Origin of the sequence: Okeania sp. SIO3I5 (assembly GCF_010672085.1) — a bacterium.
Lineage (GTDB): Bacteria > Cyanobacteriota > Cyanobacteriia > Cyanobacteriales > Microcoleaceae > Trichodesmium.
In genome coordinates this window covers 29333-42621 of sequence record NZ_JAAHHT010000029.1, presented here as the reverse complement: position 1 = coordinate 42621, position 13289 = coordinate 29333, and the positions used below count along the sequence as shown (strand labels likewise).

Annotated in this window: 13 protein-coding genes; 10 read left to right on the top strand and 3 right to left on the bottom strand. The window is 34.2% G+C overall.

Annotation, left to right across the window (positions count from 1 at the left end; translation table 11 throughout):
• From F6K40_RS09245 to F6K40_RS09235, 3 genes are all read left to right on the top strand, one after another.
• The coding region (locus F6K40_RS09245; RefSeq protein ID WP_293134505.1) for a tetratricopeptide repeat protein at positions 1-571 on the top strand (571 nt) is incomplete at its 5' end.
• Positions 572-760: 189 nt separating this feature from the next.
• Positions 761-3259 (top strand): tetratricopeptide repeat-containing sulfotransferase family protein, encoded by a 2499-nt coding sequence (locus F6K40_RS09240; protein WP_293134502.1) that lies wholly within the window; start codon positions 761-763, stop codon positions 3257-3259.
• A gap of 399 nt (positions 3260-3658) precedes the next feature.
• Positions 3659-3904 carry a hypothetical protein gene (locus F6K40_RS09235; RefSeq protein ID WP_293134499.1) on the top strand — a complete coding sequence of 82 codons (246 nt, stop codon included), beginning with the start codon at positions 3659-3661 and terminating at the stop codon, positions 3902-3904.
• Positions 3905-4119: 215 nt separating this feature from the next.
• Here F6K40_RS09235 and F6K40_RS09230 read toward each other — a convergent pair whose 3' ends face one another.
• The 3 genes from F6K40_RS09230 to F6K40_RS09220 form a co-directional block, all read right to left on the bottom strand.
• Complete coding sequence (locus tag F6K40_RS09230) at positions 4120-6417, bottom strand: TOMM precursor leader peptide-binding protein (RefSeq protein ID WP_293134496.1); 2298 nt, start codon at positions 6415-6417, stop codon at positions 4120-4122.
• A gap of 545 nt (positions 6418-6962) precedes the next feature.
• Complete coding sequence (locus F6K40_RS09225; protein ID WP_293134493.1) at positions 6963-7142, bottom strand: hypothetical protein; 180 nt, start codon at positions 7140-7142, stop codon at positions 6963-6965.
• Positions 7143-7250: 108 nt separating this feature from the next.
• Positions 7251-7379 carry a hypothetical protein gene (locus tag F6K40_RS09220; RefSeq protein ID WP_293134490.1) on the bottom strand — a complete coding sequence of 43 codons (129 nt, stop codon included), beginning with the start codon at positions 7377-7379 and terminating at the stop codon, positions 7251-7253.
• A gap of 341 nt (positions 7380-7720) precedes the next feature.
• On the opposite strand from F6K40_RS09220, the gene F6K40_RS09215 reads away from it, so the two are divergent.
• The 7 genes from F6K40_RS09215 to F6K40_RS09185 all read left to right on the top strand — a co-directional run bounded on the left by F6K40_RS09215 (position 7721) and on the right by F6K40_RS09185 (position 12871).
• Positions 7721-8803: an amidohydrolase family protein gene (locus F6K40_RS09215; protein WP_293134487.1), complete on the top strand. Its 1083-nt coding sequence runs from the start codon at positions 7721-7723 to the stop codon at positions 8801-8803.
• 318 nt (positions 8804-9121) lie between these two features.
• Positions 9122-9457: a DUF5674 family protein gene (locus F6K40_RS09210; RefSeq protein ID WP_293134484.1), complete on the top strand. Its 336-nt coding sequence runs from the start codon at positions 9122-9124 to the stop codon at positions 9455-9457.
• Positions 9454-9807, top strand: coding sequence for a hypothetical protein (locus tag F6K40_RS09205; protein WP_293134481.1), 354 nt, complete (start codon positions 9454-9456; stop codon positions 9805-9807). Before F6K40_RS09210 ends, F6K40_RS09205 begins: the two co-directional genes overlap by 4 nt.
• Positions 9808-10233: 426 nt before the next feature.
• A complete protein-coding gene (locus F6K40_RS09200; RefSeq protein ID WP_293134478.1) occupies positions 10234-10875 on the top strand; it encodes a hypothetical protein in 642 nt (213 codons plus the stop codon).
• A gap of 427 nt (positions 10876-11302) precedes the next feature.
• Positions 11303-11617 (top strand): hypothetical protein, encoded by a 315-nt coding sequence (locus F6K40_RS09195; RefSeq protein ID WP_293134476.1) that lies wholly within the window; start codon positions 11303-11305, stop codon positions 11615-11617.
• A gap of 21 nt (positions 11618-11638) precedes the next feature.
• Complete coding sequence (locus F6K40_RS09190) at positions 11639-11941, top strand: hypothetical protein (RefSeq protein WP_293134474.1); 303 nt, start codon at positions 11639-11641, stop codon at positions 11939-11941.
• A gap of 501 nt (positions 11942-12442) precedes the next feature.
• A complete protein-coding gene (locus F6K40_RS09185; RefSeq protein ID WP_293134471.1) occupies positions 12443-12871 on the top strand; it encodes a hypothetical protein in 429 nt (142 codons plus the stop codon).
• Positions 12872-13289 lie beyond the last annotated feature (418 nt).

The window sequence follows — 13289 nt, the reverse complement described above, 5'->3', positions numbered from 1 at the left end:
GCAAAAAGCTGAAAGATATTTATCTGAAGGAAAATTAGATCAAGTTTATGCCAATTGTTCTAAAGCTTTAAAAATTTCACCTAACTCTGGAGAAATTTACAAAATATTGGGTAGGCAAAAAATGGGGAAGTTAGAATCAGCTCAAAAATCTTACAAACAGGCAATTCAATATGATCCAAATTTAGCAGAGGTTTATGCAAATCTAGGTAGTATAAGCGCCAGGCAAAAGCAATTGGAACAAGCAATAAAATATTATGAAAAAACTATTAGTATTAAACCTGATTTTCCTAGTTTTTATCGAAACTTGGCGAAAATATGGCGGAGTTTAGGAAAAGAGCGTTTAGTAACAGAATGTAGCTATCAAGCACTTATTTTAGAACCCAAATTAGCTACAGGAATAGAATGGTTAAATTTAGGAGATAAGTTATTAGAATTAGGTAAAGTAGAAGAGGCGATCGCTTGTTACAACCAGGCAATAAAATCAGATGAAAAATTATCAGCAGCATACAATAAACTTGGAAATACTTTAATTCAAAAAGGGGAGATGGAACAGTCGCTTTTTTATCGGTAAAATGGGGTAAAAAAAATTATTTTCATTGGATGTTTGATGTAGTAATGAGAGTTCATTTGTTACGTTGGAGTAATTTAAGTATAGATAAATTTGTTTTTAGTCGTTACTATCTACCTTTTCAAGCTGAATGCTTACAATGAAACTAATGATATAATGTTTGTCAGGTGAGCAGGAGTAATAGTAAAGTTAATGGAAAATCCAGAAATAGCAGCATTAAAATTAAATCAAGAAGCAGAATCTTATCTAACTAAAGGAAATTTTGATAAAGCTTATGCCACTTGTTTACAAGCTTTAGAATTAGTTCCAGATTTTCCAGCAGTTAGCAATACTATAGGGAAAATTATGGAAAAAATAGATGCCTTAGATTCAGCTATTACTTGGTACAAAAAAGCCATCGGAAAACAACCGAATTTAGCAGAAGCTCATTCTAACTTAGGGAGTATTTATGTCAAACAAAAGCAGTGGGAAAAAGCTGTTACCTCCTACCAAACAACCACCAAACTACAACCAAATTTTCCTAATGCTTACCGTGCTTTAGCAGAAATATACCATCAAATAGATAAGCCAGAATTAGCAGCTTATTACTGGTATAAAACATTTACTTTACAACCAGAATTGGCAACAGATTTAGAATATTTAAAATTGGGAAAGGCGCTATTAAAATATAACCAAAAAGAAGAAGCGATCGCCTGTTACGAACAATCCCTTAAATTAAATCCAAACCTTTCTCAAGCACATCATAATTTAGGGGAAATTTATAGTGGAGAAGAAAAATGGCAAGCAGCTATATCAAGTTATCAAAAAGCCATTAAATTTAATCCAAAATTTTCTTGGTCTCATCACAGTTTAGGTAAAGCTTTTGCCAATACTCAGCAATGGGAAAAAGCAATTTTATCTTATCAAGAAGCACTTCAATTAAACTCTGAAGCTGCTGTTACTTATCATTGTCTGGGAGATGCTTTAGTCAATCAAAAACAATTAAATGCAGCTATTAATGCTTATCAAAAATCTCTAGAATTACAATCAGAAACTTGGGTAGTTCATCATAAATTAGCTAATCTTTTCCAAGAAAAAGGAGAGTTAGATTCAGCCATCCTTGCCTACTATGAAGCTATTAAACTCAATCCTAATTTTCTCTGGTCTTACTACAGTTTAGGAGAAACATTAATCAAACTTCAAAGATGGAATGAAGCAGTAGTAGCTTATCTTTATGCCTTTAAAATTAATCAAGATTTACCAAGTATTCACGAACAACTCGGATATGCTCTGGAAAAACAATCTCAATCAAATCTCAAAGCAACTATTGATTATTATTCTGAGATTATTCAAAATCCTCAACAACAGAAACCTACCCCCATCAAAGAATTATCAATTCAGTTAGAAGCTCCAGAATTTTACTTAAAACTCGGAAATTTACTAGGGCAAAAAAATCTATTTAATCCAGCGATAATCATTTATAAGATAGGTCTGCAAGTACAACAAAATCATCCAGAAATTACCAGAAAACTTGCTCAACTAGAAAACCAAAAAAATCAATTAGATCAAGAACTCTCAGACTGCCAAAATACTGTTAACAAAAACCCCAAAAAATTCATAGGTCACTATAAACTAGGAAATATATTACTTAAACTTCAGAGATTAAATCAAGCTGCCGAAGCTTACCTAAAAGCAATTAAAATAAGACCTGAATATCCCTGGTTTTTCTTCTATTCTAATTTATTAAATTTTCTGATTAAACAAGGAAAACTACAACAAGTATTGGAATTTTTTCAAAAGGTTACTCAAGAAAACCCAGAAAGTATTTGGTGTTATGTTAACCTCGGAGAAATTCTCACAGCAACAGGAAACTTAGATGCAGCAATCAAAAATTATCAAACTGCTTCCTATAACAAAACTCGCCAATCTCATCCTACTTTTGTTGAACAAAATTGGGATTTAAAAAATACTAATGCTCCTAACTTTATTATTATTGGTGCTCAAAAAAGTGGTACAACTTCACTAGAAAATTATATTGCTCAACATCCCCAAGTAATACCAGCAATTAAAAAAGAAACGCATTTTTGGTATCGAGATTTTGAGAAAGGAATTAATTGGTATCTCGCACACTTTCCTCCTATTCCTAAATCAGAAAAATTTATTACTGGAGAAGCAACTCCTAACTATCTAGAAAATTATCAAAGTGCCGAGCGAATATATAACGTATTTCCAGAAGTTAAACTATTAGTAATATTGAGAAACCCCGTCGATAGAGCTTTCTCTCAATATAATCATTGGATGAGGTTAAATTGGGACGATCGCTCCTTTGAAACAGCAATAAATTCAGAGTTAGAAATACTCAAAAAAAATCCCGAAAAACCTCAAGGAGACAAAAATTATTGGCAACAACCAGGCAACTATATAGGGCGTGGTATTTATGTAGAATTTCTCAAAAAATGGTTAGCAGTATTTCCTAGAGAACAAATACTAATTTTAAAAGGAGAAAACCTTTATCAAAAACCTGTAGATACCATGAAACAAGTATTTCAATTTTTAGGATTACCAGAACATCAACTGTCTGAATATAGAAAATTAAATCCAGGACATTATTCACCAATAAATGATGAGATGCGCCAGAAATTGAGTGAATATTTTCAACCTCATAATCAAAGATTAGAGGAATATTTAGGAATACAGTTTCACTGGAAATAATACTTATATTTTAGATAGTAAGGAGTGGTTTGGGAGGTTTGGGGACTTTGGGGAGTTTGGGAAGAAATTAAAAAATATATATTTTCAACCATTATGGGAGTAGCACAACTGAATGTTTTAGGGATTAGAGAGTAGGGTTTAATGGGAATAAAAAACCAGAACAATAACTGTACCTTAGTCATTTGAGAAACCCTGTAGGTACAATTAAAATTAAACAATCTCGTGATTTTTCCTTAAAGGAGTATTTGATGACAAAAAAAATATTCAAAGGAAAAGAAGAATATTTCAGGGAGTAGGGAATAGAGTTCAGTGGGAAAAAAAACAACTGTACCTTAGTCACTTGAGAACCCTGTAGGTATAATTAAACAATCTCGTGATTTTTGCTTAAAGGAGTAGTTTATGGGAAAAAGAATATTAAAAGCAAAAGACGAAAAGATGCTGACTAAAGGTTTAAAAAAAGATATTAAGTGGACTCCTAAAAAATTAACTCTTGCTGGAATTGGAATATTAGTTCCCTATACAGCAATATTAGTCTATGTTATATCTTTTAGAGTTCCTTTAGGTTTAATAATTGTAATGATCTTAGTTCCTTTAATATTTTTTGGAGGTTTTTCTGTGTTATACTTTTTAACAAAAAATATCTGAAAAAGGGAGTAGGGAATAAATAAGGAAAACCCTTGCTCTTTAATCTCTTTGATAATTATTAGCTAGGAGCATCTTTATTGTTCTTAGGTTTACTTCTCCCCTGCTCCCCTTTCATATTAAACCTCTTGCAAAATTTTTAATTAAATTAATTAAAGACATAAAATAAAAAATTTTTACCCCCTATTCCCTATTCCCTGACTTCTGCAAGAAGTCTATTACATCCACATAGGAAAAGGATTTAATTCCTCTTCCGTTAAAGACTCTTTCAACCATCCCATTTTAACAGGAACATCATATAGTCTTCCTAACCCTAACCGCTTCCACATATGACGCATTCCTGGAACAATTACCTTAGCTACCCTCAACCCAATATCACTACGAGTTTGGTCTAAAACTAACAGTTCCATACCATTTTGCTCAACAATTTGCTGACACAATTTAACATCTTCCAGTAAATCATCACTAGCTAATGGAAAATAATCACTACTTTTTTTAGAAATAACTTCATTATTAGGAACCAAATAAGGTTGATTAATTAAAGTAGCAGTTTCCCACCATTTAAGTGCTAATACATCAGCAGATGGCGGATAATTTGTTGTCCCATCATCTTTAAAAGATAAAACATTAGGTAATATTTGATTCGCCTCAGTTAACGCTCGACTAATAGCTATTTCCGCGTCAAAATGCGCCCCATATCCTAATACAATATCCTCCACTTCTCTATCCTTTCTAGGACTAATAGCTGCAAAACAAGGAATATTCAAATCGCTAGTAATATCCAACACCCATAAATCCCGATTCAGACTTTGATAATATCTTTTTAACTGCTGAAAATAAGGCTGTTCAAAACTTTCTAAATCTACTTGAGGTCTTGACAATTTATTATACCACCATAAAGCCACACAATCCCGTTCTACTAACTCCATAAACCCTTGTAAAATTGCCTCCTCTATCGTATTTCCCGCAGCACAACCATTAGAATCTCCCCAACAATCTAAATCATCAAATTCAGCATACCCATAATAACAATAAGCAGTCGGTAAACATTTAAACTCTTGAGCAGTTAAAGACCAGACCGGAGTCCAATTAATTACTCTCGTTTCATCAAAAGGTTCTGGTACTTTTTGAAACCACCCTTTACACTCAATATTCCATTCTTTTCGATTTTGATATTGTTGCTCACTAAAAATCATGCACTGATTAGGATGAATAGCTTTATCTACTAAATCTTGATAACTTCCTTTTTCTCTAATTTCATCTCCTTGAAACACCCCAGAATAACGTTCGATCGCTTCACAAAAACCGCTAGCTCTTGATTGACTATCAGTTCTTCCTTTCCCCGAACTTCTTCCTCCCATATTTTGACGTAAGCTATCTAAATCATCAAAAACATTACGAAAATGATGCCTAGCAACATAAGTATGAAGTAATCCTTGACTCGGAATCTTAGCTAATTCTCGCACCACACCCGTAATCGGACTAATATGATGTTGATACCTTCTCAAAGTTTCTTCAGGTGAACAAAAACGATGCCCACCATCAGCAGTAAAAGCTTTTTTTCGGTGTCCTAAAACTACTGGTAAAGGTTGTTTTGTAAATATTTTTCCACAACTAGAACATTGAGGGCGTTTAACCAAAATGTGGTTTTCAGTTTGTAGAGTTAGGTGGTCATAAGTAATCAAATTTCCTTCTAATCTAGGATTACTTTTTTGAATAATCCATTTAAAAATTTCTCTGGCAGCTATGGCTAAAGTTGTTTGGATTGTTGCCTGAGAAAAATCGAGGGGAGGCGTTAAAAGTGTTGCCCGTTCTTTCTTTCTATTAATAAACTCTTCAATAGGTCGATTGTCTCGCCAACGTTGTGCAAAACAATCCCAACATCCTGTTTGATTAGGTTGGAATAAAGGACCTATCCAAGAGATAGTTCCTAATGGTTTTATTAACATCCAAGGAGTTTCAGATGCTAAAGCTTGTTGATTAAATTCGGCTAAATTAGGATGGAGATAATCGTCGGTTAAAATAATCGTTAAATCTCCTTCGTCAGCAACTTGAATCTGAAAAGATTTTAACAGGTCAATCAAAGATTCATCTGTTACTGAACCCAAAGTTTTGACTGTAACTTTAGTCGATTGTAAGCGATCATAAGCTTGGGATTGAGAAATGCCAAGATTATGACAAAGAATAGCTAAATTAGCAGGTAATAATTCATTTTTTTCCAATAGGTATCCTTGTTTATGTAGCTGAAATAGAGCTTCTTGAATTTTCATAGTAAAATTCAGAACCTCTTGGAATAAATTAGGATTGTCTGGTGCTAAATTTTGGTTTTGTAGAATATCTAATTGGAGAATATCAATAATTTCATCAACATTTCGTTCACCATCAATTAACTGAACTAAACGATAATAAAGGGAGTCTTGTAAACAAACAGATTCTCTTTCTGATATGAAAAATACTGTATCTGGTTCTAGGGTTTCAACTAAGTAAGCAGGGTTAAAATTAGGTTGATGGAGCATATTTGTTATTTTCAGTTTTCAGTTATTAGTTATTAGTTATCAGTTATCAGTACCGATCGCTAATTCTAGAGGCTTAAAATTCGTAGTTTTTTTTATTATCCCTTTAAAAGGGGAGGTTTGAGACTTTATTTTTTTGGTCAAATTTTCTTGCCAAAATAATTTTACTTTACAAAGGGTTTCTAACTAAGGATGGATAAAAAATTTTGAGGCGATCGCTTCTATAGAAGTCATTTGATATCTTTATACGTTTTGAATTACGAGTCCTCCCTGGAATAGAGGCAATACAGGAAAAAGATTGAAAAGTGCTTCCTTGCTTCCTTATCAGATTAGAATTAGATTTTTCCCATCATTAAATCTTTCCACTCATAGCTCTTCAGTGCAAAACTACAACAATTTTCATTTTATGAAGCTCCCGAAAAAAACCAGGGATTTTCTGTTGCATCCTGACAATTTTTCTGATAAGCTAAAGATTAGATGGGGTCGTTCGCCTATACACATGACTATTTATTCAACCAAATTTCCGGCCTCAGAGACAATCAAAATATTCACGAGTTTTTCCTAGAAGCAATGCCAGAAATATTTTCATCTTGTGAAGCTCCAACAAATGCTTGTTTTCCACTCATCAAATCTTTCCAGCCATCACTCTTCAATCCAAAACCACAAAAATTTTCATTCTCTGAAGCTCCCGAAAAAAAAACCTGGAATTTTCCCTTGCATCCTGACAATTTTTCTGATAAGCTAAAGATTAGCTGGGCTCACTCGCCCATACGCATGACTATTTATTCAACCAAATTTCCGGCCTCAGAGACAATCAAAATATTCAGGAGTTTTTCCTAGAGCAAAGGCAGGAATATTTTCATCTTGTGAGCTTCCACAAATGCTGATTTTCCACTCATCAAATCTTTCCAGCCATCACTCTTCAATCCAAAACCACAAAAATTTTCATTTTCTGAAGCTCCCAAAAAAAACTGGGATTTTCCCTTGCATCCTGACAATTTTTCTGATAAGCTAAAGATTAGCTGGGGTCACTCGCCTATACACATGACTATTTATTCAACCAAATTTCCGGCCTCAGAGACAATCAAAATATTCAGGAGTTTTTCCTAGCAGCAATGCCAGAAATATTTTCATCTTCTGAAGCTCCAACAAATGCTGATTTTCCACTCATCAAATCTTTCCAGCCATCACTCTTCAATCCAAAACCACAAAAATTTTCATTCTCTGAAGCTTCCTAGCATAAAACGTAGATAATTGGAGATTATTATAGATAATACCCAACAATTTCAAGGTCTCAAAATTATCTATGCTTAAAGGCTACCAAATTATTGATGCAGACTCCCATGTAATTGAACCTGCCCAGATGTGGGCCAAATATATCGAACCTCAATTCCAGGACTTTGCCCCCTCCCTGAATATGAAAATCAAAGGGGAACCCATCACCGCCAAAATCTCCCAACAAGTAGAAGAAGAAGGAAATAAGCAGATGATAGAAGCTCATCCCCATGCTTATTTGAACCGCTACGATGTCGAATCCCATGTCCAAGCAATGGTATTGATGGGAGTAGACATTGCCTTTATTTATCCCACATCCGGACTGTGGTTATTTGCCATTGATACCTTACCTGCTGAAGTCATCGGCGCTTTTACCCGTGCCTATAATACTTGGCTGTACGAAGAATTTTGTAGCTATGATCCCAGTCGGTTAAAAGGAGTCGGTGCCATGAATCTCCATGATCCCCAGGAGATGGTCAAAGAGCTACATCAGATTGTCAATTTGGGCTGGAAGGCAGTTTTTTTGCGCCCTAACCCAGTCAAAGGCAGAATTTTGAGCGATTCGGCATACGAACCTTTTTGGAGTGCCTGCGAAGAATTAGATATAGCAGTAGGTATTCACGAAGCCACCCATGCTCGGTTACCAACGACAGGAACAGATAGATTTAACAGTCGTTTTGCCCTCCATGCTTGTTCTCACCCCATGGAACAAATGATGGCTATGTTGGCTTTAATTGAAGGGGGAGTATTAGAGCGTCATCCGAAACTACGGGTAGGATTTTTAGAATCTGGTTGTGGTTGGCTTCCCTATTGGTTATGGCGATTGGATGAAGAATACAAAAATTTACATTGGGAAGTCAAGGATACAGTCAAATTGCTGCCATCGGAATATTTTCGCCGTCAATGTTATATTGCAGTTGAGCCATCTGAACCTTATCTGACTCAGATTATTGAATTTATTGGGTCTGAAAATTTAATTTTTGGCTCGGATTATCCACACATGGATCATGAGCCAGATATAGTGAAAAATCTTGTAGAACTTGAGAATAATTTATCTCAGGATATAGTCAAAAAAATCGTTTGGGATAACCCTAAATGTTTCTATAAAATTTGAGGTCAAATTTGCAGATTTCATTTTGTACAGTATTTGAAGTTTTGGTAGTCCTGTATATGTAGTGATAAAATTATGGTGAAGCGATCGCTTTTCTTAATAAAGTAAGCGATCGCCTTCACTACTCCCTCATTCCTACCTCAGATTTAATCATTCCACAACATTGTTACGAAGGTTTTCTTGTCAGTTGGAGATTTTTCTTTACTTTTGCCAACGTCTTCTCTTGTATAACTAATTGGAAAAGTTCTTGTTCTTCTATTAGCTTATATATTTTAAAAGTAGTCATCTGATAAAATACTAATAATTTATGCTTATGAAATAATGATTTACTTGCTCCGAGACCATGCGACTAAAGAACAAATGAATGAAATGTTAGCTACTCTAAATAGTTATATTAAACTAGCAGTAGATATAGAAAAAGGCATTTTAGCTGCAGGTGGAGAACTACACGCGGATTGTGAAGCTGTACTATTAGAAAACGGAAGTAGGCAAGTAGATATTTGGGGAGCTGATTGGTATCCACTTACACAAGAGGTAGGTTATGAATCTCTGATAAATATCCGTCCTCGTCAAAATAATCGGTCAATGGAAATTCAAGACCCTGTTATTAGAACGCGGGTTGCTCAAATTGTAGAACAGTTATTAGGAAATTTATGAGAAATTGGAATACTTTGAAAGAAAGATATTTGAGAGATGAAATTCCAGTACGCTTGGGAAATCTCGCCTCAAATTTAGCACGAATTAAATCTCGTTGTCAGTCTCAAGTCAATCAAGAACTGGTAGAAAATTTGCTCAAAGAAAGTGAATTTTTTATTGAATGGACTGCACCTGATACAGAGGTAGAAGTTGCGGCTGAACTTGTTGATTTACAAGTAACATTAGCACGATGGCAGTATAATTGGGCAAGTATTTGGAATGATAGTGAACTCCGAAGTGAGGTAATTCAGAAAGCTAATATTTGGTCAGAAAGATTACTGAATATGTCTGGTTTATTAACAGAAAATTAGATATTTTTGTTTTCAGCAATTAACAATTAACAATCTGACCTATAGCTTAAGGCGAATGTTGAACTTATATACTTGAATAATCTCTCATTAACCGATCAGTTAATGGGAGATTTTTGGCTTTTTAAGATGTTAACGAGCTTTGCTGATGCTGCTTGGATGAAGGATACAAAAATTTACATTAGGAATTCTCAATATATGGTATAATTACTGCCATCCTAATATTTTCGCCGTCAATGTTATATTGCCGTTGAGCCATCTGAACCTGATCTGACTCAGATAATTGAAGCAGATTTCATGTTGCGAGGATAAAATTTAGATACTTTTCTCCTTTTTTGGAGAACTTGTATCATCCAACTAAAAATCTCATTCTCTTTTAGAGATATAGATTATTCAACTTTAATAAAAGACTATAAGGTAGGTTGCACTATGGTATTATCGCCCGAAAATTTGCGTGTAAATAACCAGGAAAAGTTTTCAGAGTTAGCCCAAAAGCAATTGTTAGAAAACTCAAACTCTGACAAACTATTTCAAGGTTCATTTCTGCGACATACGCTGACTCGAAGCAAGATTGTTTCTCAAATTATTTCCTATATCTGGTTATATGCGGAATCAGACCCTTTAGCAAGACAAGCTAAACACTGGTTTCAAAATCCCACAAAAAATTTTGATCAGCTAGAAAACCCTACTGTTGCAGATAAATTGCCTTCTTTGGCCAAATTAATGGGTGCCAAACCTCAAGACCAGACTATATACGGTGAATTTTTGAGTAAAGTTTTTTCTGACGTTAAAGATGATAGTAAAGGTCTTTATAACTTTCCACTTTTTAATAAGCAAGACATTGAGTCAGGCATAGTAGTATTTAAAACTGATGCGACTATTGCTAGTGGGTCTATTCAAGATCCTAACCCTAATAGTCCTAATGTTTTGACAGTAATGATTGCTTTTCCACCTTGCCCACAATTTAGTGCAGCAACAGTCACAAAAGAAGAATTATCCAACTGGCTCAATAACCGAGATAGTAGTAACTATACACCTCCTAATTCATATGTTCCTTGCTGTTGTAGTTAGTCATGGAACTTACCCAAAATTTGGGTTGAAAGTTTCATTCCTATAGCTTAAGGCGAATATTAAACTAAGATACTTGAATAATCTCTCATTAACCGAGCAGTTAATGAGAGATTTTTGACTTTTTTAGATGTTAACGAGCTTTGCTGATGGTGGTTGGATGAAGGATACAAAAATTTACATTAGGAATGCTCAATATCTGGTATAATTACTGCCATCCTAATATTTTCGCCGTCAATGTTATATTGCCGTTGAGACATCTGAACCCGAGCTGACTCAGATAATTGAAGCAGATTTCATGTTGCGAGGATAAAATTTAGATACTTTTCTCCTTTTTTGGAGAACTTGTATCATCCAACTAAAAATCTCATTCTCTTTTAGAGATATAGATTGTTCAATTTTAATAAAAGACTATAAGGTAGGTTGCACTATGGTATTATCACCCGAAAATTTGCGTGTAAATAACCAGCAAAAGTTTTCAGAGCTAGCTGAAAAACAATTGTTAGAAAACTCAAACTCTGACAAACTAATTCACGGTTCAGTTCTTCGATATATGCTGGCTCAAACAAAGATGATTTCTCAAATTATTTCCTATATTTGGTTATATGCGGAATCCGAACCTTTGGCAAAACAAGCTAGACGCTGGTTTCAAAATCCTACAAAAAATTTTGATAAATTAGAAAACCCTACTGTTGTAGATAAATTACCTTCTCTAGCCAAATTAATGGGTGCCCAACCTCAATAGCAGAGTATATACGGTGAATTTTTGAGTAAAGTTTTTCCTGACGTTAAAGATGAAAGCAAAGGTCTTTATCAGTTTCCGATTTTTAATAAGCAAGACATTGAGTCTGGCATAGTAGAATTTAAAACTGATGCTGCTACTTCTGTAGGGTATATTCAAGATCCTACCCCAAATAGTCCTAATATTTTAACAGTAGTCATTGCCTTTCCACCTTGCCCACAATTTAGTGAAGCAACCCTCACAAAAGAAGAATTATCAGGCTGGCTCAACAATCGGGATAGTAGTAACTATACACCTGATAATTCCTATATCCCAGTGACTTTTTAAATATACTAACCTAAGCAAAAAAACAAGTAGATATCTCCAAAAAGTAGAAATCTAATCTTGAGCATAAGATACTTTAATAATCTCTCATTAACCCACCAGTTAATGGGAGATTCTCTGCTTTTTTAGAGTCTGGTTGTAGTTAGCTTCCCTTTTGAAGATTATACCAGTTTGATAAATGTTTGTTCCGAATCTCTGTTGCCTGTTGCCTTTTGCTTGTTCCCTGTTGCCTAAAACTAGAGTTTTGTAACATTTTTTCTGCAAAATTGTATTAGAAAAAGAATACAAAAATTGAGATTGGGAAGTCGAAAGATATAATATAATTAATTATCATAGTTGTTCCCTTCCCTATTACTTAACTTATGGCAACTAAATGAAGAATATGGTACATTAATACCATAAAGAACTCCGTAGCAAAAATTAAATAATCCTGTGTTGTTGCCCAAATACAACATAGGAAGTATATCAATACTTTACTCAATTTATCCCAAAAATAAATACATCATGCAAAGAATAACATACGCGCAGCTTGATACATTCTGTACTCTACAATCACGCTCATCCAATGATTTACGAGCAGTTACTAAAAAAATTTCCCAGCTTATAGCAAAATCATGGCTGCCAGATGGAGAAGATATCAGGAAAGTATTTCTATCTCAAGACTCAAAAGAAATCTTGAAAATGCTTAAGAAGAAAGGTATCGCTCTAGAAAGTATTTTTGGACCTTCCTTAGAAATCAAGATAGATACGAATAGTTTTGAAGGATATATTGAAGAGGTACGTAATATTCAACAGCCATTTATCTTCGTAATATCATATCCTCCAAAACCCACTGAGTTTAACGTCTCAGATCAAGAACTAACACAGTGGGTTGAAAATAACAATAGCAACCAATTCGTTTCTGATAATCTCTATATACCAGTTAGTTTTTAAATGTACTAACTAGAGTAAGGTAGAAAAAAGACGTTCCATTGCTTCAGTCACAAAAAGGCTTAAGTTAATTACATAATTTGCTTTTGAGCTAGTTGACAATTTGATACATAACGCACAAAATTTACCACACCCTACTTAAAACTAGACAAAAAAAACAAATAGACATCTCCAAGAAGTAGACATCTAATCTTGAGCAATTGAAAAATCAAGATTTGAGCACTTTTTTCTGAGATGTCTATTCTTATGCCAATTCACTCTAATGAAGCAGTCGGCACTCAGCACTCAGCAGGATTATTTTTTTGAGCGTTGAGAAGGAGACCTAAATTTCTCCTCAACTATCTAGTTTATGGAAACTAGGGATTTTAACCCAGAGTTGCTAAAAGCTGATAGCTTATTAATTGTGTCACAAATAATTTCG